The following is a 25,914-nucleotide window of genomic DNA, read 5'->3' as shown; positions in this document are numbered from 1 at the left end:
CCCCATGGCAAAGATCTATTTCACCGCCGATCACGAATGGCTCAGCGTCGAGGGCGGCGTCGCCACCGTCGGCATCACCAACTACGCGCAGGAGCAACTCGGCGACCTCGTCTTCGTGGAACTGCCAGAAACGGGAAAGAAGCTCGCCAAGGGCGATACCGCCGTCGTGGTCGAGTCCGTCAAGGCGGCCTCCGACGTTTACGCGCCGGTCGACGGCGAGATCACCGAGGCCAATGGCACGCTGTCATCCGACCCTTCGCTGGTCAACTCGGCGGCAACCGGCGCCGGCTGGCTATGGAAGATGAAGCTCGCCGACGAAAGCCAACTCGCCAGCCTCATGGATGAGGCCGCCTACAAAGCCCATATTGGCTGATATCAGGACGCATTGACATGACCGCTGCACCTTACCCCTTCTCGGCCCGTCACATCGGCCCCGGCCTTGCCGACGTCAGAGCCATGCTCGCCGTCCTCGGTGTTCCCTCGGTCGAGACGCTGATCAGTCAGGCCGTGCCGAGATCGATCCGCCTCGACCACCCGCTGGCCCTGCCCGCGCCGGCCAGCGAAGCCGAAGCGCTCGCCGAATTGTCGACGATCATGGCAAGGAATACCGTGCTGAAGAGTTTTATCGGCGCCGGTTACCACGGCGTCCACGTGCCGCCGGTCATCCAGCGCAACTTGTTCGAGAATCCAGCCTGGTACACCGCTTACACACCTTACCAGGCCGAGATCAGCCAGGGCCGGCTCGAAATGCTGTTCAACTTCCAGACGCTGGTCACGGAACTGACCGGCCTGCCGGTGGCATCGGCTTCATTGCTCGACGAGGCAACCGCGGTCGCCGAAGCGGTCGGCATTGCGCTGCGCCACCACCGCGACAAGCGCACCAAGGTGGCGCTCGCCGGCACGCCGCACCCGCAGACGCTGGACGTGGTGCGTACCCGCGCCGAGCCACTCGGCATCGAGATCGACGGCGAGGCGATCGACGACAACACCGCCGCCCTGCTCGTCTCCTGGCCGGATACTTTTGGCGTCTATGGCGACCACAAGGCGGCGATCGAAAAAGCGCGCGCCACCGGCGCCCTTGTCGTCTTCATCGCCGACCCGCTTGGCCTGACGCTGACCGACGCGCCGGCGAAACTCGGCGCCGACATTGCCGTCGGCCCGATGCAGCGCTTTGGCGTACCGATGGGCTTTGGCGGCCCGCACGCCGCCTATTGCGCCGTCGCCGACAGACTGACGCGGCTGATGCCCGGCCGCCTGGTCGGTCAGTCGACCGACAGCATGGGCCGTCCCGGCTACCGCCTCGCCTTGCAGACACGCGAGCAGCATATCCGCCGCGACAAGGCAACGTCCAACATCTGCACGGCGCAGGCGCTGCTTGCCAATATGGCCACCGCCTACGCCATCTGGCATGGCCCGGTTGGCCTGCAGGCGATCGCCGGGCGCATCCATGCGCTGGCCAACCGCCTGGCGAGCGGCCTCGAGGGGGCGGGTGTATCGGTGCTCGGCTCCAGCCGTTTCGACACGGTGACGGTGGAGGTCAAAGGCAAGGCCACCCGGATCGCGGCCGCCGCCGAAAAGACCGGCAGGCTGCTGCGTGTGCTCGACGCCGACCATGTCGGGATCAGTTTCGACGAGACGTCGACCGATGCCGATCTCGAGGCGATCGCGGCCCTGTTCGACGCCAAAGCCGCTTCTGCCGCCGACAGCACGGTGCCCGGCAAGCCGCGCGGCAAGGAGTTTTTGACCCAGCCGGTCTTCCACGAGAACAAGTCGGAGACCGAGATGATGCGCTTCCTGCGCCGGCTGGCCGACAAGGACCTGGCGCTCGACCGCGCCATGATCCCGCTGGGATCCTGCACCATGAAGCTCAACGCCGCGGCGGAAATGATGCCGGTGAGCTGGCCGGAAATCGCCAATTTGCATCCCTTCGCGCCCGCAACGCATTCGGCCGGCTACCGCGCCATGATCGGCGAACTGGAAAGCTGGCTGTCGGAGATCACCGGCTTCGACGCCGTGACCTTGCAGCCCAATGCCGGCAGCCAGGGCGAATATGCCGGGCTGCTCGCCATTCGCGCCTATCATCGCTCGCGCGGTGAAGGCCATCGCACTGTCTGCCTGATCCCCTCCTCCGCGCATGGCACCAATCCGGCGAGTGCCGCGATGGCCGGCATGAGCGTTGTGGTCGTGCGCTGCCTGGAAGACGGCAACATCGACATGGACGATATGCGCGCCAAGGCCAACGAGCATTCCAGGAATCTCGCGGCGCTGATGTTCACATACCCCTCCACGCATGGCGTCTACGAGGAAGGCGCGCGCCACCTCTGCGCGCTCATCCATGAGCATGGCGGACAGGTCTATTTCGACGGCGCCAACCTCAACGCCCTGGTTGGGCTTGCCCGTCCCGGCGACATCGGCGCCGACGTCTGCCACATGAACCTGCACAAGACCTTCTGCATCCCGCATGGCGGCGGCGGCCCCGGCGTCGGTCCGATCGGCGTCAGGGCGCATCTGAAGCCCTATTTGCCCGGCCATGTCAGCGAAGGCTCGGCGCATGCCGTGGCCGCCGCCCCCTTCGGCAGCGCTTCCATCCTGCCGATCACCTGGATGTACATCCGTATGATGGGCGCTTCCGGCCTCAAGCAGGCGACCGAGACGGCGATCGTGTCCGCCAACTATGTGGCGACGCGGCTCGCCCCGCACTTCCCGCTACTTTACAAGGGCAGGAGCGATCGTGTCGCCCATGAATGCATCCTCGATACCCGCGTGCTCAAGGAGAGCGCCGGCATCGGTGTCGAAGACATCGCCAAGCGCCTGATCGACTATGGTTTCCACGCGCCGACCATGTCGTTCCCGGTCGCCGGCACGCTGATGGTCGAACCGACCGAGTCCGAGCCCAAGCGCGAGTTGGACCGGTTTTGCGAGGCGATGATCGCCATTGCCGGCGAGGCGGCGAAAGTGGCCAGGGGCGAATGGCCTTTGGCCGACAATCCGCTGGTCAACGCGCCTCATACATCAGCCGAGGCGCTGGCCGGTCAATGGACCCACCCTTACTCGCGCCTCGAAGCGGCCTATCCCGCCGGCGACGCCGACACAGCGGCAAAGTACTGGCCGCCGGTATCGCGCATCGACAATGTCGCGGGAGACCGCAACCTGGTCTGCTCCTGCCCGCCGCTGTCGGACTATCTGGGTGCTGCCGAATAGCTACGCAGAGCGCAAGGCCGGCTTGACTGGGTCGGCCTTGCCCATCCTCTTGCGACTGATGACGCAATTTCGCCCCGCGCGTTTGGCGGCATAGAGCATGGTGTCGGCCCTGGCCAGCACCTCGTCGAGGGTGCTGCCGTCGGCTTCGCCGAACCCGATCCCGCCGCTGACCGTGCTGCGCAAGTGGCCGAGCGGGGTGGGCACGACTTCCGTACCGAAAGCAACACCGATCTTGCTGGCAAGATCATAGGCCCGCTCGTCCGTCATGCGCGACATGACGATTGCGAACTCCTCGCCGCCCAAACGAAAGGCGTCGACCCCGGTCCTGGCATATTTCCTGATGACGGCGGCAAAGCGGCACAGGACCTGATCCCCGACCGGGTGTCCATAGATGTCGTTCGTCCGCTTGAAGTGATCGAGATCGAACATGACGATCGCCATGAACGGGCTGAAGGTGCGCTCGCCATAAAGCGACGTCAGGCCCCGACGGTTCATCAGTCCGGTCAACGGATCGGTCATGGTCTCAGCCTTGAGCTCGATCTGCGCCTGCAGATGATGGAGCGAAAGCGTCAACGCGCCGAGGCCGGTCATACAGGCCACCGCAACGACCGAGTTGAGGCGCTCGGCCCAATTGTCGGGCGCGACACCGAGCGTCCACTGTCCTTTGGCCATCAGAACCACGCCGCAAAGGGCAAACGACAGCCCACAAGTGCCGCTCAGGAACGACACCACCAGCAGGATGCGGCGATCGTGACTGCCATTGATCCAGAACATGGCCCCGATCGTCGAAAGCAGCGCGGTAACCGTCGCGTAGGTGATCACGAAACCGATGCCGTCAAGGCCCATGAGGTCACGGCCGCACAGACAGCCATGGCGGCAAGCGTCGGCGCAATCGCACGCCTGTGGTCCGGCACACCGAGATATTGCATGGCCGAAATGCAGATGATCAGAAAACCCAGGCTGAGCAGCGCCAGCGCGATCTGGCAAAGCAGCGGATCGGGCTCCCTTGTGTAGCGCCAGAACAGGATCACATGCGCGACGAGCACGAGAATGCCGCATGCCACCGTCAGCACGAATCTTGCCCGCGGCGCGGTGGCCCAGATCGCGAACATGGTGACGCTGAGACAGATGCCCGACAGCGCGGCTGCGAGCAGGAGCGAACTGAAATCCAGCATATCGGGCGGAGGCCTCTCGAGCGTCGGCGGTTGCGCCGCATTCTAGGTCGGCGGCAGCCCTCGGACATGGTTTTCAGGCGATCTGTCCGCCCAACCTGCGGATAGGGTTTACAAAGCGTCGATGCCACCTGTCCCGAAACCGCACCCCTGGCCGGCCGAGGATCAAACGGCATCAGCCCTTGTTCAGCAGGGCGAGGTTGGCGTCGACGACCGTGGGATCGGCCATGCCGGCTTTCGCCTCGAGCAGCAGCGCCCTGGCTTTCTTCTTGTTGCCGCGCAACAATTGCGAATAGCCCATATTGTTGACGATCCGCGGTTTGCGGCCGGCGACTTTCAAAAGCTGGCCATAGGCGCGGTCGGCGAAGTCGAAGCGGCCGAGTTCGTCATAGGAAGCGGCGAGCCCCATCCAGGCCTCGGCGTTGTCGGCCTTCAGTTCGACTGCCTTGCGGAAATGCTGTTCGGCAAGACCATAATTGGCATCGCGAAACTGTGCCTTGCCTTCCGCCAGGTCGGATGTGTCGACGTCCTTGGCCGCCGGCTGGATCGCGGTGGTCTTGGTCGTATCGACGTTGGTGTTCGTCGTGCACCCGGTGATCATCAGGACGGTTGCCATCGTGGCCACCGCCGTAAATTTTATCTGACGCATGCCCTGCCCCGTCGCCCGATTTGTCGGGTCGTTCTTCAGGGAAAGACACTACAGCAGAGCGATTAAGCTTCGGTGCCGAAATGCAGCTAAGATTCGGTTCCGAAAATACCGGCCGTTAACCACTGGGGCGAAGGCTGCGGGCATTCAACATTTTCGCGGCCCGCCCAGCGAGTATCGGACGCCGCTAGTGACCAGTCATTTTGACGATGATGGGAATGACGGCGATCATCAGCACCACCGGCAGGATGCAGACCACGACCGGCACGGACATCTTTGCCGGCAAGGCATGCGCCTTCTCCTCGGCCAGCGACATGCGCTTGTGGCGCATTTCATCGGAAAACACCCTGAGCGCACCCGATAGGCTGGTGCCGAGTTCCTTCGACTGCTGCAGGAGCGTGGCGAAGGAGCGTACCTCGTCCAGGCTGAGGCGATCGGCGAGCGCCTTCAGCGCGTCGTCGAGGCTGCGCCCCGCCCGAAGCTCCAACGATACGAGCTGCAGGTTCTGGCTGAGCGACGGATAGGTCCTGGCGAGCTCTTTCGACACACGCTCGACGCCCGCTTCCATGCTCATTCCGGCGTCGGAGCAGACGATCATCAGGTCCATGAAATCGGGGAAGCCGTTGCGGTATTCGCGCATCTTTTCCCGCACTTTCTGGGTCAGCACCAGGCCCGGCAGGAAATAGCCGGCAGCGCCCGACAGGATGATGAAGGTCCAGCGGCTGGTCATGGTCGCGTCCGGGCTGGCCATCCACCGGTTGAGCACGAAGACGGCGAATGCCGTGCCGATCATCGCCGTGAACCGGATGAGGAAGAACATGCCGACGGCGCGCGGCTCCATGTAACCGGCCTGGATGAGCTTCAAACGCAGGCGGGCGACGTTTTCCGGATCGCTCTTGGCATAGAATTCCTGCGCCTTCTTCACAGCTTTCTCGCGCACGACGCCGCTGTTCTTCTTCTGCACCGGTTCGGGCTTGGCCACCACCGGACCGTGGTCGACCTTGAGCCGGCGCTTGACCTCGTTGCGGTCGCCCCTCGCCGCCACCATCGGCCAGGCGACCGCAGCGGCTCCCAGGGCCAGCAACAGCACGGCCACCGGCATCAGCGACGTCGGCGCGAGCGAGGCGAGGAATTCGATGACGCTTTGCATGTCAGAATCTGAAGTTCGACATCTTGAACATGATCAGATTGCCCAGCATCAGCCAGGTAACCGAGCCGCCGATCATATACCAGGTCTTCGGCACACCCCAGACGTCGCTGTAATATCCCGGCATCATGGCCATGATGGCCGTGAAGAGCAGCGCCGGCACGGCCGTCAAGATGTAGGCCGACAAGCGGCCTTCGGTGGAAATGGCACGCACCTTGCGGCGCAGCTTGCCGCGTTCGCGGATCGTCGTCGACAACCCATCGAGGATTTCGCGCAGATTGCCGCCCGAGCTGGTCTGGATCGACACGGCGGTGACGAACAGCGGCAGATCCTCATGGCCGACCCGGTCGAACAACGAATTCAGCGCCGAGACCAGGTCGGAGCCATAGGTCACCTCATCGGCGATGACGCCGAATTCGGTGCCGATCGGATCGGGCATCTCGCGCGACACCATGGCGATGGCCACCGGGACCGGATGACCGGCCTTGAGGCCCCGCGTGATCAGTTCTAGCGCCTCCGGCAACTGCATGCCGAAGCGCTTCAGCCTGCGCTTGCGCATGGAGCGCATCGCCATGACCGGCAGCAGCGGCACCAGCATGACGAACAGGATGAGCCCCATCAACAGCGGCAAGCCGCGCGAGATGGCGAACAGGGCCACGGCCATCGCCACGCCGCAGGTGATCATCAGGAATTTCGAGAGCGGCATGACCATGCCCGACTGCGTGCGCAAGGCACGGAACCGGTCGGGCGAGAACAGCGACGTTCCCGCGTCGAGGCCGCGCTCCTTGCGCAGCTGGATCAGCACCTGTTCCTGGCTGATCTTGTTTTCCTGCAGCTTCATACGCCGGTTGATGGCAGTGCGCTTGTCGCTGCGGCCGGCATAGAGCAGATAGACCGCCTCGGCGACCATGATGCCGGTCAGAGCGGCCCCGGCATAGACGACATAGATCGCGCTGAACCCGTCCAACACGCCGGCTACTCCTGCGGCCGGCCGGGTTCGAAATAACGTCCGGGAAACTCGATGCCCATCGCGCGCAGATCTTCCAGGAAACGCGGCCGTATGCCGGTCGCCTCGTAGTAGCCAAGGATCTTGCCATCCGCCTCCATGCCGGTGCGCACGAAACGGAATATCTCCTGCATCTGAATGACGTCGCCTTCCATGCCGGTCACCTCGGCGACGCTGGTCACCTTTCGCTTGCCGTCGGAAAGCCGGGTCAGCTGGACGATGATGTCGATGGCGCTGGCGATCTGGCTGCGGATCGACTGCACCGTCATCGGCATGCCGGTCATGCCCAGCATCTGCTCGAGGCGCGAAATACAGTCGCGCGGCGTGTTGGCGTGGATGGTCGCCATCGAGCCTTCGTGGCCGGTGTTCATCGCCTGCAACATGTCGAAGGCTTCCTCGCCGCGGCACTCGCCGAGAATGACCCGGTCGGGACGCATGCGCAGCGCGTTCTTGACCAGGTCGCGCTGTTTGAGCTCGCCATGGCCTTCGATGTTGGCGGGTCGCGTTTCCATGCGCGCGACATGCGGCTGCTGCAGTTGAAGCTCCGCCGCGTCCTCGATGGTGATCAGCCGCTCGTCTTCCGGAATGAAGGCCGACAGCGCGTTGAGCATCGTCGTCTTGCCGGTGCCGGTGCCGCCCGAAATGATCGTCGTCTTGCGGGCATGCACGGCCGCCGCCAGCACTTCGGCCATGTTCTGTGTGATGGCGCCGAATTCGACCAGCCTGTGCAGGCCAAGTTTGTTCTTGGAGAACTTGCGGATCGACACCAGCGGACCGTCGACGGCCACCGGGCGGATGGCTGCGTTGAAGCGCGAGCCGTCCAGCATGCGAGCGTCGACCATCGGCTGCGATTCGTCGACGCGGCGGCCGACGGCGGCCACGATCTTGTTGACGATCCTGAGCAGATGCGCCTCGTCCTTGAACGGGATATGGACCTGCTGCAGCTTGCCCTTCTTTTCGACGAAACAGTTCTGATGACCGTTGATCAGGATATCGTTGATGTCGGGATCCTTGAGCAGCGGCTCGAGCGGGCCGAGGCCGACCATCTCGTCGACGATATCGTCGACCAGCGCGTCGAGTTCGGCGGTGTTGATCGCCATCCGCTCCTGGCGGGTCTTTTCCGAAACGAAATCATGCACTTGCCGGCGCATCTCGTCCTTGGGCAAGCGCTCCAGCGCGACCAGGTTGATCTCCTCGAGCAGCATCCGGTGGATGCGCACGCGAGCATCGAGCACCTTGTTGGCATTTTTTACCGGTGCTGCTTCCGGCTTCGCCGGCAAAGCCTTTCGGCTGCTCGGGATGACGACGGCATGATGCGCGACCGGTGTTGATTCCGGCGGACGCTGCGGGCGCGCGTCGCGGTTCTGCAGGGTTGAGAAACGGCTGGTCATCCTGCCTTCCTCTTCAAGAGGCCCCTGCCGAGGCCGAACAGCGACTTCGACTTGCTCGCGGTCGCCACCGCCTCTTCCGGAAGGATGATCTTCTTCAGATCGTTGACGACATTGGCGTTGGCGTCGATCTCGTGCAGCGGCACGCCGCGGTCGACCGCCTCACGCACCAGCCGGTAGTTGTTGGCGATGCCGCCGACGAAATGCTCGCCAAGGATTTCCTGGACGTCCGCCTGCTTGATGCCGTTGTCGAACATCTTCTGCTCGAAACGGTTGACGATCACGTTCGGCTTCACTTCCTTGCCGGCGGTCTCGTAGACGGCCTGGATCAGCCGTTGCGTATGGCGCAGGCACGGCACCGTCATCTCGGCAACGATGTAGAGCTTGTTGGAGCCGAGCAGCACCGTTTCGGTCCACGGAAACCAGGTGCGTGGCATGTCGATGACGACATTGTCGAAATAGGCCGAAACGAGGTCCAGCATGCGCACCACGACATCGGTCTTGAACGAGCGCATCTCGGCCGGACGCGTCGGCGCGGCCAGCACGCAAAGTCCGCTGGCGTGCTTGGACAGCATCACATCGAGCAGTTGCCGGTCGAGGCGTTCGGGCTGGTTCTCGATTTCGGTGATGTCGAAACGAGGCTCCAGATCGAGATATTCGGCGCAGGCACCTTGCTGGAAATTGAGGTCGACCACGCAGGTCGAGGCGCCGCGCGTCACCGAATGATGCAGCTGGAACGCGGTTTGCAGCGCCAGTGTCGTGGTGCCGACGCCGCCGGCGGCGGGCATGAAGGTATAGATCTGCGACTCGGTGTTTTCCTCGCGCCCGGGCCCCTGCAGCGCTCGCACGACCGAACGCACGAGGTCGGCAGTGGTGATCGGCTTGACCAGGAAGTCGGCGACCTTGAGCTGCACCAGGATGCGCACGGCGGCGGCGTTGAACTCCTGGGTGACCACGACCACCGGTGCCTTGCCCTCGAGCCGGCGCATGACGCGCTGCAGTGACTCGATTTCCTCCAGTTTCGCCGCGTCCATATCGACGATAACGACGCCGAACTCGGCCTCCTGGACCTCGCCGCGCAGCTCCGTGACGTTCTTCTCAACCGTCATGAGCTGGATGATCTCGGAGGCGGCAAACGCCGTCTTCGTGTCCTGCGCGAAGGTCCGGTCTGTCGATACGAGCAGGATCTTCTTGGTGCTGTTTGCCATTCTTGCCGCCTGTGAGGTCGATCGCCGTGTGGATCAGTTGCCGGTGGTCGTTTGCGCTGCCTTGGCACCAGCCGCCTGATCGGGTGTGACAGGTCCGGCAGTTCCGCGCTTGGCGGGCACGAGAAGCCGCGTGTTCTGGACGCCATGCTTCCACGGGTCGACCATCTGCATGACGGTGTTGGCGGCCTGCGCCTCACCGGCGGCTGTCGTCACGCCTTCGCTGCGCACATAGTCGTCGCTGGTGCAGCCGCTCGCCAAACCGGCAAGAAGCAGGGCGATGCTCGAACTCAGGACCAGACGCATGGCTTCAGTCCTTCGGCAGGTCGAGGAAATGCCCGACTTTGGTGGCGGAAGCGCTCCGGGCAGCGCTGCCGTCAGCCAACGCCAGAGCACGGTTGGTGTCCGACGCCTTCACCTCCTCGGTGTTGTTGAGGAAATAGTCGACATTGCTGGCAGGCTGCGTGCCATCGGTCGGCTCAGCCATTTTCTTCGACGGATCGACCGGCTTCACCAGATAGGGCGTGACGATGATGACCAGGTCGGTCTCGCGCCGCTGATAGGATTTCGACGAGAACAGCGACCCCAGCACCGGCATCTTGCCGAGACCGGGAATGCGAGACGTGGTGATGTCGTTCTGGGACTGCAGCAGCCCGGCGATCATGAAGCTCTGGCCGTTCTTCAGGTCGACCGAGGTCTTGGCGCGGCGCACGATGAACCCCGGCACCGAAATGTTGCCGATATTGTAGGACGCCGACGCATCGATCGAGGAGACTTCCGGCGCGATGTCGAGGCTGACCAATCCGTCCTTCAGCACCGTCGGCGTAAAGTCCAGGCTGACGCCGTATTTCTTGTAGCTGACGGAGATCTTGCCATTGTCTTCGGAAACCGGGATCGGGAATTCGCCGCCGGCGAGAAAACTCGCCGTTTCGCCGGAGCGGGCGATCAGGTTCGGTTCGGCCAGCCTTCGGGCAAGGCCGCGCTCCTCCAGCGCCTTGATGGCGATATCGATCGAGACGCCATTGGACAGCAGCCGGCCGATGATCTCGCCGGTGCCGGCTGCAGGCACCGAGCCCGGATCGAGAGAGACATCGCGACCGCCGAAGCCGTAGGCGAAATTGGCACTGTATTTCGCACCGAGGTCCTGCCCGGCCTGGCGGTTGATCTCGACGAAGCGGACATTGAGCTGAACCTGTTGCGACGAGGAGATATTGACCGAATTGATCACCTCCTCATTGCCGGAGAAGCGGGTGGCGATCTTGTTTGCCTTTTCGGCGGCGACCGCGTCATCCGCCTCGCCCGAAAGCACCACACGGCCATTGGCCGAGCCGACCTTGATCTTGGCGTCCGGCACGCTGGCACGGATGGTGCTCGCCAATTGGTCGGTGTCGAGCGTCACTTCGATGTCGACGGTGCCGACGAGCTGCTTCTTCTCGTCGAACAGCGCGATGCCGGTGGTGCCGAGATTGTTGCCCAGCACATAGAAGGATTTGTCGGTCAGCGGGTTGACGTTGGCGATCTCCGGATCGCCGATGACGATCTGATAGAAGGCAGCGCTCGTCATGATCGTCTTGGGCTTGCCCTTGGCGACCTTGATCGACGCATTCTTGGTCGACGAGACATAGACGATGTCGTTGTCCGCCTTGGCCGCGCCTGCGAAGGCGAGCATGCCGCTCGCGACCAGTGAAGCCGCCATCGCCAGGGCGCGCACGAAACGCAACCGATCCGTCATTCGATATAGGGTATGCATCACCATGATCCCGTCCCGCCCGGTCCCCACCGGTCTTTACTTCAGGTCCCGCGAAGGGACCTTGTATTCCTCGGCCTGCGTGCCGCGTGTCACGATGACCGTCTTGAATTTCGGCTTCTCTGGCTCCTTGGCGATGGCATCGAACAAGGAGCCGGCCGCGGCCTCGGCCTTGGAAGCCACGGATCCGCCGAAGGAAGAGATGGTGGTGACGCCGTTCTTGCCGTCGCCGCCTTCGCTGGCGGAGCGCAGCGACAGCGACAGCGTCCCGACCGTGCGGGCAAGCGCCACTTTCTGCGCGCCGTCGCTCGTCACCTCGATGGTCACGGAATTGGCCACCTGCGGCGTCGTCTGACGCTCGTCGGCGCCTTGCCCGACGCTCAGCACCTTGGCGTCGGCAACGACGATCTCCGAAGTGATGGTCGAACCGGCCGCGCCTTGCGCGTTCTTGGCGACTTCCTGGATTTCGCCGGCATCACGCGTCAGCACGACATCGACGCGGTCGCCCGGCGTGACGAAACCACCGACGCCGGCGATCTCGTCGGTGCGGATGGTGACCGCCCGCATTCCCGGCGTCAGCATATTGGACAGCGTCGCGCGGCCGTTCGGTCCCGACAGCTTGGTGAGCAGCACCGGCTCGTTGACCTCGATCGGAGACAGCACGACCCGGCTGCCTTCGCCAAGCAATCCATTGACGGTGGCAAAGGCGCCTTGCGGCAGGGAATCCTGCGGCCACGGGATTTCGCTGAGCTTGGCGCGGTCGAGCTCCATGCCGTAACGCAACGGCGCATTGGCCACCACGATGGTCTTGAATTCGATTTTGGGTGCCGCCGGAGCGGCGATCGACGCCGTTTTCTCCTGGGCATCGGCCTTGGCCTGGCTCTTCACCCAGAAATCCGCCGCAAAGATCGAGATCGCGCCGAAAACGGCGGCGATGCCGATCATCGTTATGGCCTTGCCCCTCACGCCGAAACCCCTGATGCCCGTCGTTTCTTGTTATGTAGGGCTCACGCTAGTCCGCATTGTTAAAGAATCGGGAATCTTGTGCGGTTGCATTCGACCTATTTCCGCCTGCTTGGTTATCGAATGGTTTTAGGGTAAGAGGGGTTAAATCCCCGAACGTAACAGGAACCTCCGTCGCTTGGCGCTGAAAAGCGTGGCAGTATCGACGGGGTGATTCGCAGCTTGGGCTCTATGGCAGGCATGGACGACAACAACGATCTTTTCGGCAACCTGGAGAAGCAGCCGCAACCGGTTCGCACGCCGGCGCGCCCGGCGGATCCGCTGGTGCAAGCGGCCGCCAGGCGCCCGGCCGCGGCCAAGGATGGCAGCGAGGGTTACAGCGCCGCCGACATCGAGGTGCTCGAAGGCCTGGAGCCGGTGCGCCGCCGGCCCGGCATGTATATCGGCGGCACCGACGACAAGGCGATGCACCACCTGTTCGCCGAGGTCATCGACAATTCGATGGACGAGGCGGTGGCCGGTCATGCCACCTTCATCGATGTCGAACTTTCGGCCGATGGCCATCTCACGGTCACGGACAATGGCCGCGGCATTCCGGTCGACATGCACCCAAAATTCAAGAAGCCGGCGCTCGAAGTCATCATGACGACGCTGCATTCGGGCGGCAAGTTCGATTCGAAGGTCTACGAAACATCCGGCGGCCTTCACGGCGTCGGCGTGTCGGTGGTCAACGCGCTGTCGGATCATCTCGAGGTCGAGGTGGCACGTGGCCGCCAGCTCTACCGCCAGCGCTTTTCGCGTGGCGTCCCGGTGACCGGCCTCGAGCAGCTCGGCGAAGTGCACAACCGGCGCGGCACAAAAATCCGCTTCCACCCCGACGAGCAGATTTTCGGCAAGGGCGCGGCATTCGAACCGGCGCGTCTCTACCGAATGACGCGTTCGAAGGCCTATCTGTTCGGCGGCGTCGAGATTCGCTGGACCTGCGATCCCTCCCTGATCAAGGAAAAGGATCAGACACCGGCCAAGGCGGAGTTCCATTTCCCCGGCGGCCTCAAGGATTATCTGAAAGCGTCGCTCGGCGACGAATTCCAGGTGACGCGCGAAATCTTCGCCGGCAAGAGCGACAAGCAAGGCGGCCACGGCTCGCTCGAATGGGCGGTGACCTGGTTCGGCGGTGACGGCTTCATCAATTCCTACTGCAACACCATCCCGACCGGCGAAGGCGGCACCCATGAGGCCGGCTTCCGCAACGTGCTGACGCGCGGCCTGCGCGCCTATGCCGACCTCGTCGGCAACAAGCGCGCCTCGATCGTCACGTCGGAAGACGTCATGATCTCGGCCGCCGGCATGCTGTCGGTATTCATCCGCGAGCCGGAATTCGTCGGCCAGACCAAGGACAGGCTGGCGACGATCGAAGCGATACGCATCGTCGAGACCGCGATCCGCGACCCGTTCGACCATTGGCTGGCCGACAACCCGCAGGAAGCCTCGAAGCTGCTCGAATGGGTGATCGCACGCGCCGACGAGCGGGTGCGCCGCCGCCAGGAAAAAGAGGTGTCGCGCAAGAGCGCGGTGCGCAAGCTGCGCTTGCCTGGCAAGCTCGCCGACTGCACGCAGAACGCGGCGGCAGGTGCCGAACTCTTCATCGTCGAAGGTGATTCCGCCGGCGGCTCGGCCAAGCAGGCGCGCGACCGTGCCAGCCAGGCCGTCTTGCCGTTGCGCGGAAAAATCCTCAACGTCGCCAGCGCCGGCAATGACAAGCTGGCCGCCAACCAGCAGATATCGGACCTGATTCAGGCGCTTGGCTGCGGCACGCGCTTAAAATATCGCGACGAGGATTTGCGCTACGACCGCGTCATCATCATGACCGATGCCGACGTCGACGGCGCCCATATCGCCTCGCTGCTGATCACCTTTTTCTACCAGGAGATGCCGGCGCTGGTACGCGGCGGTCATCTCTATCTGGCGGTGCCGCCGCTCTACTCGATCAGGCAAGGCGGCAAGGTCGCCTATGCCCGCGACGACGCGCACAAGGACGAGCTTCTGCGCACCGAATTCACCGGGCGCGGCAAGGTCGAGCTCGGCCGCTTCAAGGGCCTGGGCGAAATGATGGCCGCGCAGCTCAAGGAGACCACCATGGACCCGAGGAAGCGCACGCTATTGCGGGTCGATGTTATCGACGCCGAGGCGGCGACCAAGGATGCGGTCGACGCGCTGATGGGCACCAAGCCCGAAGCCCGCTTCCGCTTCATCCAGGAACGCGCCGAATTCGCCGAGACGGAAGTGCTGGATATCTAGCCGCCGGCGAGTTTAGCTTGCGTTCCTGACATGGAGACCAGCCTGTGACCTGGGCGCGGCTGAAAATCTATTTCGAGACGAGCCTGGCTGGGCTGACGCAACCGACGCGCTCGGACTGGATTTTTGCCCTGCGCACCGTTTCGGCCGGCATGATCGCGCTTCTCGTCGCCTATGCGCTGAAGCTCGACCATCCGCAATGGGCAATGATGACGGTGTTCATCGTCGCCCAGCCGGTTGCCGGCATGGTGCTCGCGAAAGGCTTCTACCGGCTGCTCGGCACGCTTGCCGGCGGCGTCGCGGCAATCGGCATCACCATGGCGTTCGGCACCGGCCCCTGGATTCTGGTGACGGTACTTGCCGTCTGGATTGGCATTTGCACCTTCGTCTCGTCGCTGCTGCGCAATCCCGAAGCCTATGGCGCCGCCCTTGCCGGCTATACCGCCATGATCATCGGCCTGCCCGCCTTCGGACAGCCGCATCTGGTCGTTGACCTCGCGGTCGCGCGCTGTGCCGAGATCGTGCTCGGCATCGTTTGCGCCGGCCTCACCAGCCGGTTGATCCTGCCAAAACTGGCCAGCGACGCCATCATCTCGCGGCTGAAACGCTGCATTCTCGACCTCGCCACTTACGCTGGCGGTGCGTTCTCCGGCGGCGATCGGGCAACGCTCATCGGCCTGCACCGGAAGCTTGTCGCCGACACCCAGACGCTTGGCGAGATGCGCGCCTATGCCAGGCTAGAAGCGCCGAGCTTCGCGCCTCGCGCGCATCCGGTGCGACGCACCATCGGACAGCTGCTCTCGGCCCTTTCGGCGGCGCGTGCGCTCCATTCGCATGCCGCTCCGAAAAACGCAGCCCTCATCCCGGTACGCTCGGAGCTGCAGGCCCTTGTCAGCGAACTGGCAGCCAAGCCGGGAGCTCTGGACGATACCTCGCCCTGGTTGGCGCGACTCGACGCGATCTCGACCAGGGCCCGGCAAATGCCCGATACCTCGGCCGACCAAGGTGAGGACAGGGTCGGGACCATCACGCGCCTCACCATAGCGGCCGACTTCGCCGAGGCGCTGAAACAGGTGTTGCGCGGCCTCGACGCCTTGCGCGCGCCGGTCACCCGCCGGCCAGGTCCCGGCAACCAGCAGCCGGCACTGGTGGTGCATCGCGACTATCCCGGTGCCGCGCGCAACGCCATCCGCGCGGCCGTTGCCACGCTGCTGGTCGCGGCATTCTGGCTGACAACGAAGTGGTCGGAAGCGGCCGGCACCGTCATCCTCGTTGCCGTCGTGTCGAGCCTATTTGCCGCACGGCCCGACCCCGTGCAGGTATCCTGGGGGTTCTTCAAGGGAACGCTGCTCGCTCTGCCCTTTGCCTTTCTCGTCGGTCAGGTCGCGCTTCCCGCTTTGCCCGGCTTCGGCTGGTTCATGCTGTTCGTCGTGCCCATCATGGTGCCGGCGGCGCTCGCCATGGCCAATCCGCGCCATGTCGGCGTGGCGACCGCCTTCGCCATCAATTTCCTGGCCTTCCTCAGCCCGCATCAGGCGATGGCCTACGATCCCGGCCCCTTCTTCGCCGGCTCGGCATCGATACTGGTCGGCATATTGCTGGCGATCGGCGTCTTCATTGTCGTATTGCCGGCGGATCCATGGCTCGCGGCCGACCGCATCGTGCGGGCCATGCGCGAGGATTTGGCTCGGCTTTGCCTACATGAGCGCGTGCCGAGGCGTTCGGCTTTCGAGAGCCTCGCTTATGACCGGGTCAATCAGTTGATGCCGCTGCTGCAGAATTCCGGCAGGAAGGGCGAGGCGGTGCTGGGCGGCGGCGTCGCTTCCGTCACGGTCGGTCTGGAAATCCTGCGGCTGCGCACTGCCAGCCAAAACCATGCCATCCCATCGGAAACCACGCTTTCAATCGCCAACTTCCTGAGGGGATTGGCGCGCGAGCTGCTTTTTCGTGCCCCTGGCGATCCACAAACAGCGACCGTCGCCGTCGCTAGGCAGTATGCGGCAAGCATTGCCCAGCGGAACGCCACCGGCGACATGCTGCAGATCGCGGCGTCGCTGCGCATTATCGCCGCGGCGATGGAGGATTTCCCGGATTTCTTCGCGAGGGATAAAACCTAAGCAGCGGCGATCGCCAGCGCATGGCCGCGTGCGTTCTCGCGCAGGGCGTCAAGGTGGATCGACTTGACCAGGGCGGCAAGATCGCCTTCGGCGGATTGCCCACCCAATTCCTTGAGCATCAGCCAGCTGACTTCTTGAACGCCGGCGACGCGCTTGCCGTTGGCGACCTCACGCCAGATCTTCAGGGCGCGCAGGATGACCGCATGCGTGGCGGCGGCCAGGCCGGCGCTGCGGAACAACGCCTGCAGGGCCACATCGTGCCCGCCGGCCAGCAGCGCCCTCACCCTTGGCTCGGACTGCTGGCTGAGCGCGACCAGCGCCGAGCCGAAGAAATCGACCTTGCCGTGCGCGATGGTGCGGATCAAGAAGCTCGCGGTCAGATCGCCGCGCAGGCGCAGATGTTCGATCAGCGCGGAATGTTCTTCCTGGCGCGTGCCCTCGATCAGCGTCACCGATGCCTTGACGCAAGCATCGCGCATAACGCGGTCGGCTCGCGCCGCGCCCATCAACGCCATGACCAGCGGCGACGTCTTCAATGTCTCGCCGAGCTTGATGAGCAGCATATGCCGGCAGTCGGCGGGCAGCCTGATATCCGATATCAGCGCCTCGCGCACCAGAGGCAGATGCCCGTGGCGTTCAGCCATGCGGCGGAAGCTGAGGGAGGCAATGTCGGCGCCGGTGTTGGCCAAAAGCACGGCGCAGGCCTCCGCCTCGCCGATCTCGGCGATGGCCGCCGACAGCGCCATAGAGACGAGCGGCCGGTCGGCGATCAGTTTCTGCGTGGCCCTCTGGCTCCCCGCCACGCGATTGATCAGATCGGCGTCGGTAAGCAGCGGCGAGCGCGCCAGCACGACACCGGCGACTTCCGGCTGGTCGGCGGCAAGCACGCTGATGATCTGCAGCGGTGCGTGGTGGCTCATCGAGAGCGCTTCCGCCATCGCCAGCCGCACTTTCGACGAGGCATCGTCGAGCAGCAGCGTGAGCGCCGCTTCGGCGGCGCAGCGGTCCTCGAATGGCAATTCGGAATTGACATAGGCCCGGGCCAGCGCATTGGCCGCGGCGGCGCGCTCCGACACCCTGGCCGTGTAGATCCATTTCAGGAAATGCGAAACAACAACCATGCCGTCTGCTTACGCCCCTTGCCGGAAGGTTTCCGGCCCCGCTGACGATGGTAGGCAGAAATGGTTTACGAACGGTTCACCATGTTCATTAACTGGCTTGCGAGCGCTGTATACAGCGCCTATCAACCGTCAGACAGCGCAGGAGACAGAAATGGCTGGGCTATATCTCGAGGAGTTTGTCGTCGGCCACGTCTTCCAGCATACGTTGCGCAAAACCGTCACCGAAAGCGACAACATGCTGTTTTCGGTGATGACGCTGAATCCGCAGCCGATGCATATCGACTTCGATTTCGCAGCCAAGAGCGAGTGGGGCAAGCCGCTGGTCAATTCGCTGTTCACCCTCGGCCTGATGATCGGCATCTCGGTCAACGACATAACCGTCGGCACCACTGTCGCCAATCTCGGCATGAAGGAAACCGTGTTTCCGCACCCGGTATTTCATGGCGACACCATCCGTGTCGAAACAATGGTGATTTCGGTGCGCGAATCCAGGTCGAAACCCGATCGCGGCATCGTCGAATTCGAGCATCGCGCCTATAATCAGCATGGCGATCTCGTCGCCAAATGCACGAGACAGGCGATGATGCTGAAGAAGGCGGCCTGATGCGTTCACTGCTGTTCGTTCCCGGCGATTCCGAGCGGAAGCTGGAAAAGGGATTTGGCGCCGGCGCCGACGTGGTCATCGTCGATCTCGAGGATTCCGTCGCGGCGCACAACAAGGCGCCGGCGCGCGAGATGGCGGCGCGTTTCATCCTCGAACGCCGGGCGCAAACCAACTCGGCGATCTATATCAGGGTCAACGACCTCTCGACCGGGTTGACGGACGACGATCTTGCCAAGCTCGTTCCGGCAAGGCCGGACGGCATCATGCTGCCCAAATCGAACAGCGGCCAGGATGTGCAGCAACTCGCGGCCAAGCTCAGGGTCCGGGAGGCCGAGAACGATCTGCCCGACGGTTCGATAAAAATCCTGCCGATCATCACCGAAACTCCGGCGGGCGTGCTGGCGGCGGCGACCTATGCCGGAGCGAGCGCGCGTCTTGCCGGCCTGACCTGGGGCGCGGAGGACCTGTCGGCCGCGGTCGGCGCGCGCGCGGCCCGCGACGAGCACGGCCGCTACACGGACGTTTTCCGCTTCGCCCGCACCATGGCCATCCTTGCCGCGGGTGCGGCGGAAGTCGCGGCGATCGATACCGTGTTCCCGAATTTTCGCGACATGGCGGCCTTCGCCGCGGAATGCGCCGAGGCCGAGCGTGACGGCTTCACCGGCAAGATGGCGATCCACCCTGATCAGGTGCCCGTCATCAACACTGCCTTCACGCCCTCGGCCGAGGCGGTGAAGCAGTCGGCGGCCATCGTGGCGGCATTCGAGGCAGCCGGAAATCCCGGCGTCGTCGGCATCGGCGGCAAGATGTTCGACCGCCCGCATCTGCGGCTGGCCGAACGCCTACTGGCGCGCGCAAGGGCGGCCGGTATATCCGTCTGACAGCTACTTTTGTTCCCAGCGCGGCCGGCGCATCGAAAAGACCTCATCGACGCTGGCGTACTCCATGTAGCCGAGACGAGCGACATTGCCGGCCTTGGTGATGTCGAACAGGCCGTCTTTCAGGAAAGCATCGTCGATGTGCACGCCGATCACCTCACCGGCGACGACGAAGGCGCTCGTCGACGATCCGTCCAGCGCCTTTGGGCGAAACACTTCCGTCACCCGGCATTCGAGCGCCGCGGGCGCTGCAGCCACACGCGGCGGCCTGACGAGACGCGAGGGCGCCATGGCGAGATCTGCATAGACGAACTCGTTGACGCCACGCGGTGCGTCGACGGACGTGTAATTCATCTTCTCCGCAAGGTCCCGGCTGACCAGATTGGCGACGAACTCGCCGGTTTCCTGCGCAAACGAGGCGCTGTCCTTCTCGCCCTCGGAGGAAAACCAGACGATGAAAGGCCGGGTCGAGACGGCATTGAAGAAGGAGTATGGCGCGAGATTGACCTCACCGGCATTGTTCAGCGTCGATATCCAGCCGATCGGGCGCGGCGCCACGATCGCCTTGGAAGGATCGTGCGGCAGCCCGTGCCCCTTGGACGGCTCGTAGAACATTCAGCCCGCCCAAGGCCCGGCGTAGTCGGCGTAGAGTTTTGCCGGATCGGGCCGTGGCCGCTCCGGCGCCGGACCGGCATAGGAACCGATATGGACAAAACCGACGACGCGCTCCTGTGGCGCCAGTCCGAGAATCGCCCTGCCCTCCGGCACATCGGAATACCAGTTGCTGATCATGTTGGTGCCATAGCCGAGCGCATTGGCCGCTATCATCAGGTTCATCGCCGCCATGCCTCCGGACAGGAACATCTCCCATTGCGGGATTTTAGGATTCTCCTTCGGAATAGACACGACACCGATCACCAGCGGCGCGCGCGAGAACCGCGCCAGTTCCTGGTTGCGGCGGCCCTCCGGCAACGGCCCCTCACGTTGCTCGGCCAGGGCAGCCAGCTTTCTGCCGATCTCAATGCGGGCCTCGCCGCGATAGAGGATGAAACGCCAGGGTTCGAGCCGTCCATGGTCGGGCACGCGTGTGGCGGCGGCAATCATCGTCGCGATATCGGCGTCGCCGGGCGCCGGTTCCCTAAGGTCGGGAATAGGCGCCGAATTTCGGGTCAGCAGGAAGTCGATGATCGGCGACGCCATGGGCGCAAGTCTCCTAAAACGTTCTGTTTTGAGCTGAAGCGCACCATCGGGAATTCGGGCGGCTCGAGCAAAGGCGCGCTAGCGCCGGGCTGAAGAGTCGCGCATCGGACTCTTAAGCCTTGAAATTGCCACCGCCATGGGCTTCAACGCAAGGCATGTTTGAGGGGCGACTGCGTCTTTTCCTGGTCCGGCTCTGCGCCGCGCTGTTCCTGCTGCCGGTCTCCATGGCTGTCGCGCAGGAAAAGGACGGCGTCGGCGACCTGAAACTTCCCGGAATTTCGAGCTATGCGACGCCGAAGAGCGAGACCTCGCTGGCGCTTGGCGGCGGTGGCGCCATCACCCTGTCGGCCCAGTTGACCGACAAAGGCACCGACATCACCCGCGGCCTCGTCTGGCGTGTCTTCAAGCCTGAAGCCGTCAACGGCAAATTGCCGATGGTCGCCTCCGCGCATGGCGGCAGCGCCGTCTTCCAGCTCGAGCCCGGCAGCTATCTGGTCCACGCCTCCTACGGTCGCGCCGGCGCCACCAAGCGCATCACCGTCGGCAAGGATGCCAAGCGAGAAAGCCTGGTGCTCGATGCCGGCGGCCTGAAGCTCGACGCGGTTCTGTCCGGCGGCGTGCGCATTCCCCCGAAGAAACTGCGCTTCTCGATCTATGAGGGCACCGCCGAGGCCAATGGCGACCGCGCGCTGATCATTCCCGATGTCGAACCCAACAGCGTCGTGCGGCTCAATGCCGGCATCTACCATGTCGTCTCGACCTATGGCGCGGTCAACGCCGTCATCCGATCCGACATCCGTGTTGAGGCCGGCAAGCTGACCGAAGCCACCGTCGAGCATCACGCCGCCGAGATCACCATGAAGCTGGTGCGCGAGGCTGGCGGCGAAGCGATTGCCGATACCTCGTGGTCGCTGCTCAACGAATCCGGCGATCCGATCAAGGAAACCGTCGGCGCTTTCGCCTCTATGGTGTTGGCCGAAGGCGACTACACCATCATCGCCAAGAACCGCGACCGCATCTACCAGAAGGATTTCACGGTCGTTGGCGGGCAGAATCAGGAGATCGAGGTCCTGGCGACCGAAGCGGCGGCGATGGATCCGGAAGAAGGAGCCGATTAGCCTTTATGCGGCGAGCTTGGTTCGGGCCGGCAGGAAGGGAATGCGCCGACGCGGCAGCTCTGGCGCCAGGTCGAACACGCCGCGATACAAGCGATCGAGCAACGCTTTGCGGTCGCGCAACGGTTCCAGTTCGCTCCAGCTGAGTACATTGCCGACACGCACGTCGATCGCCTTGCCGGACAGCCGCGCGAATTCACGGATGAGCAGCGAGGTACGCAAGGTCAGCGAGGCCTTGCCGACGAATTTGGCCACACGCCCGTCGCGCTCGGCCATGTTCATCGGGCCGCTGACCAGATGGAAAAGTCTACCGTTCTGGCCGGAAAAATGCATGGGAATGACCGACGCCTTGGCTTCCTGGACGAGGCGGGCTGGAAACATCTTCCATGGCAAGTCGCGCGCGCGGCCAAAACCGTTTGGCGCCGTGGCAACGCCACCAGCCGGAAACACCACGATGGTGACGCCCTCCTTCAGCAGCCGCACCGCCTCATGGCGCACCGCCATGTTGTTTTTCACCGCGTCCTTGGTCTCGGAAAAGTCGATTGGCAGCGAATAAGGTCCCATCTCGCGAATCCTGAGCAGATCCTTGTGGATCATCACTCGGAAAGGTCGCCCGAGTTGCTCTGCCAGTGACAGCACGGCGATGCCGTCGCCAATGCCGAAGGGGTGGTTGGCGATGATCACCAGCGGCGTGTCGGGCAAGTGCGCGGGCGGCCATGGGTCGGGGGTTCGCACGCCCACATCGATGAGGTCCAGCATGCGGCTGAACACACGCTGACCGGTCGGCACAACCTGATGGCGCCAGAATTCATAGAGCGCGGCAAACCGGTCGCGGCCCGAAAGGCCTTCCACCGAATGAATGAACCAGCGCGCCAGAGCCGGCTGGTGCGGATTGGCGTAGGAAAGCTCGGGGAACGGTCGTTCGCGCGATTTCAGCTTGAGCATAAGGGCTCGTTACAACGTTGCCGTGACAGGGATATGAAAAACGGCGGTGGATCGCTCCACCGCCATTCGATCGAAAACGCTCCGAATCAAGCAGCGCGCTTGCGTCGGCGATCAGGTGTGATCGCTTCTTCGGTCAGCCGGTCGATTGCTTCGGCAAGGCCGAGCGATTCCTGGTCGCGCGAACCGAGCCGACGGACATTGACCGTCTGCTCCTCCGCCTCGCGCTTGCCGCAGACGAGGATGACCGGCACCTTGGCTAGGCTGTGCTCGCGGACCTTGTAGTTGATCTTCTCGTTGCGCAGGTCGGCTTCCGCCAACAGCCCGGCGGCCTTCAGCTTCGCCACCACCTCGGTCGCATAGCTGTCGGCGTCCGAAGTGATCGTCGCCACCACCACCTGCAGCGGCGCGAACCACAGCGGGAAATGGCCGGAATAGTTCTCGATCAGGATGCCGAGGAAACGCTCCATCGAACCGCAGATGGCGCGGTGCACCATGACAGGCTGCTTCTTCTCCGAGTCCGAGCCGATGTAGAAGGCGCCGAAACGTTCCGGCAGGTTGAAGTCGACCTGCGTCGTGCCGCACTGCCATTCGCGGCCGATCGCATCCTTCAGCACATACTCGAACTTCGGCCCGTAGAAGGCGCCCTCGCCCGGATTGATCGAGGTTTTGATGCGGTTGCCGGAGCGCGTCCTGATCGTCTCCAGCACGCTGCCCATGATCGCCTCGGCATGATCCCAGGCCTCGTCGGTGCCGACACGTTTTTCGGGCCGCGTCGACAGCTTGACGCTGATTTCGTCGAAACCGAAATCGGCATAGGTCGACAGGATCAGGTCGTTGATGCGCAAGCACTCGGATGCCAGCTGTTCCTCGGTGCAGAAGATATGTGCATCGTCCTGCGTGAAACCGCGCACGCGCATCAGCCCGTGCAGCGCTCCCGACGGCTCATAGCGATGCACATTGCCGAATTCCGCAAGTTTAACGGGCAGATCGCGGTAAGACTTCAACCCATGCTTGAATATCTGCACGTGACCCGGGCAGTTCATAGGTTTCAGCGCGAAGACGCGGTCATCGTCGGTTTCGTCGCCGGCGACCGTCACCTTGAACATGGCGTCGCGGTACCAGCCCCAGTGGCCCGAAGTCTCCCACAGGCTCTTGTCGAGCACCTGTGGGGCATTGACCTCCTGATAGCCCTGCTCGTCGAGGCGGCGGCGCATGTAGTTGACCAGGTTCTGGAACATCTTCCAGCCCTTGGCGTGCCAGAAGACGACGCCGGGCCCCTCTTCCTGAAAATGGAACAGGTCCATTTCGCGGCCAAGCTTGCGGTGGTCGCGCTTCTCGGCCTCCTCCAGCATCGTCTGGTAGGCTTCGAGCTGCGCCTGGTCGGCCCAGGCCGTGCCATAGATGCGCGTCAGCATCGGGTTGTTCGAGTCGCCGCGCCAATAGGCGCCGGCCACCTTCATCAGCTTGAAGGCGTTGCCGATCTGGCCGGTCGAGGCCATATGCGGACCACGGCAAAGGTCGAACCAGTCGCCCTGCGCATAGATCTTGAGATCCTGATCCTCGGGAATGGCGTCGATCAGTTCGAGCTTGTAGCGCTCGCCCTTGTCGGCGAAGACCTTCTTCGCCTTGTCGCGCGACCAGACCTCCTTGGTGAACGGCTTGTTGCGCGCGATGATCTCGCGCATCTTCTTCTCGATCACCGGGAAATCGTCCGGGGTGAACGGCTCGTTGCGGGCAAAATCGTAATAGAATCCGTTCTCGATCACCGGCCCGATGGTCACCTGCGTTCCCGGCCATATCTCCTGAACGGCTTCCGCCAGCACGTGTGCGGTGTCATGGCGGATGAGTTCCAGCGCACGTGGGTCTTCGCGGGTGATGATCTCGACCTTGCCGGATTTGCCCAGGGGATCACTGAGGTCGCGCACGGTGCCGTCGATGGCATAGGCCACGGCCTTCTTGGCCAGCGACTTCGAAATCGATTCGGCAAGGCCGGCGCCGGTCATCGCTGCGTCGTAGTCGCGCACGGAGCCATCGGGAAATGTCAGGGAAACGGAATTCAGCATATGTATCTCCTATCCAGTCCCGCAAACGAGCGCGGGTGGTAAAATGCAGATATCAGCGGTTCGGGAACTGCGACCTGCCAGGGTGCCGGAGGCGTCCGGCGGCGGCAGTCTTTTATGAGCAGATGCCGCCGCCGTAAAGCCCGGCTCACTTAATCAGCTGCGGCAGGTCTTTCAGGAACGCGGCCCGTGTCGCCAACCCCTTCGGCATGTCGGTCCGCTTCGTATCGACGACGAGCCGGGCGAACACGATCTGGCGGCCGTCTTTCCGCGCCCAGCCGACAAACCAGCCGAGCGAGCGCTTGTCCTTGCCGCCCTCGCCGAGCCTGGTGCTGCCGGTCTTGCCCTGAACGGCCCAATCGCCGGCCTTGAAGCTCGGTATGATGGCCCGCGTCATTTCATGCGCCTTGGCCGACACCGGCATTGTGCCGGCGAGCAGTTGCCGCAGGAAGGCAACCTGTTCGACCGGCGTGATCTCGAGCGAAGAGTTGACCCAGGAATGGGTGAGCCCGTCATCCTTGCCGGGATCGCCGGAAACGTCAGTGTTGCCATAGTTGAACTTAGATATATAGCCGGCGAATTTCTCAGCTCCGAGCTTGCGGGTGATCTCGCGTGAGAACCAGATGATGGAATCGCGTTCCCATATCGTCGGATCGACGGTTTTCTGGTCGCGCTTCACGGCGTTGAACTCAGGCTTGTAGTCCCACGTCGGAGTGTGTTCATCGGTGAGGATGCCGGCATCATAGCCAATCAGCGAAAGCGGCACCTTGAATGTCGATGCCGGGCTGAAGCGCTGGTCGCAGGTACCCTCCTGGTAAAGCATCTTGCCGCTCTGGGCATCGGCGATGAGGGTACAACGCACATCCCCGAGCGGCGCCGATTGAGCGCGCATTGGAAATCCCAACAGCCAGGCGAGCAGGAACAGGACTCCGGCAAAGATGAAGGGAAGACGGTCGATGTTGCGCATGGGATGCTCGCTCCAGGAGGGGGTTCGCGAGCTGGCTTAGCGAGGCCTCTTGTCTCGATTTTGTCTCAAATGCGCAGTTGTCATGCAGGCTGGCGTTAACCCTACCGGATCGTAAACCCGGCGCGGTGCGACCAGCG

General features: G+C 63.5%; 23 protein-coding genes. 7 read left to right on the top strand and 16 right to left on the bottom strand.

Going from position 1 to position 25,914, the window contains the following annotated elements:
• Positions 1 to 4 precede the first annotated feature (4 nt).
• Complete coding sequence (gcvH, locus tag LB543_RS26315) at positions 5 to 373, top strand: glycine cleavage system protein GcvH (RefSeq protein ID WP_140760607.1); 369 nt, start codon at positions 5 to 7, stop codon at positions 371 to 373.
• A 17-nt stretch (positions 374 to 390) separates the two neighbouring features.
• Positions 391 to 3,201: an aminomethyl-transferring glycine dehydrogenase gene (gene gcvP / locus LB543_RS26310; RefSeq protein ID WP_224616231.1), complete on the top strand. Its 2,811-nt coding sequence runs from the start codon at positions 391 to 393 to the stop codon at positions 3,199 to 3,201.
• Here gcvP and LB543_RS26305 read toward each other — a convergent pair whose 3' ends face one another.
• From LB543_RS26305 to cpaB, 10 genes are all read right to left on the bottom strand, one after another.
• A complete protein-coding gene (locus tag LB543_RS26305; RefSeq protein ID WP_224616230.1) occupies positions 3,202 to 4,047 on the bottom strand; it encodes a GGDEF domain-containing protein in 846 nt (281 codons plus the stop codon).
• Positions 4,020 to 4,376: a hypothetical protein gene (locus tag LB543_RS26300; RefSeq protein WP_224616229.1), complete on the bottom strand. Its 357-nt coding sequence runs from the start codon at positions 4,374 to 4,376 to the stop codon at positions 4,020 to 4,022. The genes LB543_RS26305 and LB543_RS26300 overlap by 28 nt, the downstream gene beginning before the upstream one ends.
• A gap of 172 nt (positions 4,377 to 4,548) precedes the next feature.
• On the bottom strand, positions 4,549 to 5,022 hold the full coding sequence (locus LB543_RS26295; RefSeq protein WP_140760600.1) for a hypothetical protein: 474 nt from the start codon (positions 5,020 to 5,022) through the stop codon (positions 4,549 to 4,551).
• A 184-nt stretch (positions 5,023 to 5,206) separates the two neighbouring features.
• Positions 5,207 to 6,169, bottom strand: coding sequence for a type II secretion system F family protein (locus LB543_RS26290; RefSeq protein ID WP_224616228.1), 963 nt, complete (start codon positions 6,167 to 6,169; stop codon positions 5,207 to 5,209).
• Position 6,170: 1 nt separating this feature from the next.
• A complete protein-coding gene (locus tag LB543_RS26285) occupies positions 6,171 to 7,136 on the bottom strand; it encodes a type II secretion system F family protein (RefSeq protein ID WP_224616227.1) in 966 nt (321 codons plus the stop codon).
• A gap of 5 nt (positions 7,137 to 7,141) precedes the next feature.
• Positions 7,142 to 8,563, bottom strand: coding sequence for a CpaF family protein (locus tag LB543_RS26280; RefSeq protein ID WP_140760592.1), 1,422 nt, complete (start codon positions 8,561 to 8,563; stop codon positions 7,142 to 7,144).
• Complete coding sequence (locus LB543_RS26275) at positions 8,560 to 9,768, bottom strand: CpaE family protein (RefSeq protein WP_140808724.1); 1,209 nt, start codon at positions 9,766 to 9,768, stop codon at positions 8,560 to 8,562. The genes LB543_RS26280 and LB543_RS26275 overlap by 4 nt, the downstream gene beginning before the upstream one ends.
• Positions 9,769 to 9,801: 33 nt before the next feature.
• Entirely contained in the window at positions 9,802 to 10,071 is a 270-nt protein-coding gene (locus LB543_RS26270) for a hypothetical protein (protein ID WP_140760588.1), read from the bottom strand.
• Between the two features lie 4 nt (positions 10,072 to 10,075).
• Complete coding sequence (locus tag LB543_RS26265) at positions 10,076 to 11,461, bottom strand: type II and III secretion system protein family protein (protein ID WP_224616240.1); 1,386 nt, start codon at positions 11,459 to 11,461, stop codon at positions 10,076 to 10,078.
• A gap of 90 nt (positions 11,462 to 11,551) precedes the next feature.
• Complete coding sequence (gene cpaB / locus LB543_RS26260) at positions 11,552 to 12,478, bottom strand: Flp pilus assembly protein CpaB (protein WP_318013012.1); 927 nt, start codon at positions 12,476 to 12,478, stop codon at positions 11,552 to 11,554.
• 237 nt (positions 12,479 to 12,715) lie between these two features.
• Between cpaB and parE the strand changes: the two genes are divergently transcribed.
• A complete protein-coding gene (gene parE / locus LB543_RS26255) occupies positions 12,716 to 14,773 on the top strand; it encodes a DNA topoisomerase IV subunit B (protein WP_140808728.1) in 2,058 nt (685 codons plus the stop codon).
• Positions 14,774 to 14,817: 44 nt separating this feature from the next.
• Positions 14,818 to 16,887, top strand: coding sequence for an FUSC family protein (locus LB543_RS26250; protein ID WP_224616226.1), 2,070 nt, complete (start codon positions 14,818 to 14,820; stop codon positions 16,885 to 16,887).
• Here the strand turns inward: LB543_RS26250 and LB543_RS26245 are convergent.
• Positions 16,884 to 18,008, bottom strand: coding sequence for a DUF2336 domain-containing protein (locus LB543_RS26245; protein WP_224616225.1), 1,125 nt, complete (start codon positions 18,006 to 18,008; stop codon positions 16,884 to 16,886). The two genes, LB543_RS26250 and LB543_RS26245, sit on opposite strands and share 4 nt — an antisense overlap.
• Positions 18,009 to 18,159: 151 nt before the next feature.
• On the opposite strand from LB543_RS26245, the gene LB543_RS26240 reads away from it, so the two are divergent.
• The gene (locus tag LB543_RS26240; RefSeq protein WP_224616224.1) at positions 18,160 to 18,612 is read left to right on the top strand and encodes a MaoC family dehydratase; all 453 of its coding nucleotides are present in this window, start codon (positions 18,160 to 18,162) and stop codon (positions 18,610 to 18,612) included.
• Positions 18,612 to 19,493: an HpcH/HpaI aldolase/citrate lyase family protein gene (locus LB543_RS26235; RefSeq protein ID WP_224616223.1), complete on the top strand. Its 882-nt coding sequence runs from the start codon at positions 18,612 to 18,614 to the stop codon at positions 19,491 to 19,493. Before LB543_RS26240 ends, LB543_RS26235 begins: the two co-directional genes overlap by 1 nt.
• Positions 19,494 to 19,496: 3 nt before the next feature.
• Here LB543_RS26235 and LB543_RS26230 read toward each other — a convergent pair whose 3' ends face one another.
• Together LB543_RS26230 and LB543_RS26225 are read right to left on the bottom strand one after the other, a co-directional pair.
• Complete coding sequence (locus tag LB543_RS26230) at positions 19,497 to 20,105, bottom strand: flavin reductase family protein (RefSeq protein ID WP_224616222.1); 609 nt, start codon at positions 20,103 to 20,105, stop codon at positions 19,497 to 19,499.
• On the bottom strand, positions 20,106 to 20,690 hold the full coding sequence (locus tag LB543_RS26225; RefSeq protein ID WP_140808736.1) for a nitroreductase: 585 nt from the start codon (positions 20,688 to 20,690) through the stop codon (positions 20,106 to 20,108).
• Positions 20,691 to 20,845: 155 nt separating this feature from the next.
• On the opposite strand from LB543_RS26225, the gene LB543_RS26220 reads away from it, so the two are divergent.
• Complete coding sequence (locus tag LB543_RS26220) at positions 20,846 to 21,808, top strand: hypothetical protein (protein ID WP_140760568.1); 963 nt, start codon at positions 20,846 to 20,848, stop codon at positions 21,806 to 21,808.
• 3 nt (positions 21,809 to 21,811) lie between these two features.
• Here LB543_RS26220 and LB543_RS26215 read toward each other — a convergent pair whose 3' ends face one another.
• The 3 genes from LB543_RS26215 to blaOXA form a co-directional block, all read right to left on the bottom strand.
• Complete coding sequence (locus tag LB543_RS26215; RefSeq protein WP_224616221.1) at positions 21,812 to 22,750, bottom strand: lysophospholipid acyltransferase family protein; 939 nt, start codon at positions 22,748 to 22,750, stop codon at positions 21,812 to 21,814.
• Between the two features lie 86 nt (positions 22,751 to 22,836).
• Positions 22,837 to 24,813 (bottom strand): threonine--tRNA ligase, encoded by a 1,977-nt coding sequence (thrS, locus tag LB543_RS26210; RefSeq protein WP_140808742.1) that lies wholly within the window; start codon positions 24,811 to 24,813, stop codon positions 22,837 to 22,839.
• A gap of 145 nt (positions 24,814 to 24,958) precedes the next feature.
• Entirely contained in the window at positions 24,959 to 25,777 is an 819-nt protein-coding gene (gene blaOXA, locus LB543_RS26205) for a class D beta-lactamase (protein ID WP_224616220.1), read from the bottom strand.
• Between the last annotated feature and the right edge of the window lie 137 nt (positions 25,778 to 25,914).

It is taken from the genome of Mesorhizobium sp. ESP7-2 (assembly GCF_020164715.1).
Classification (GTDB): Bacteria; Pseudomonadota; Alphaproteobacteria; order Rhizobiales; family Rhizobiaceae; genus Mesorhizobium.
The sequence above is the reverse complement of the archived record's forward strand: the minus strand, read 5'-3'. Positions and strand labels throughout refer to the sequence as shown.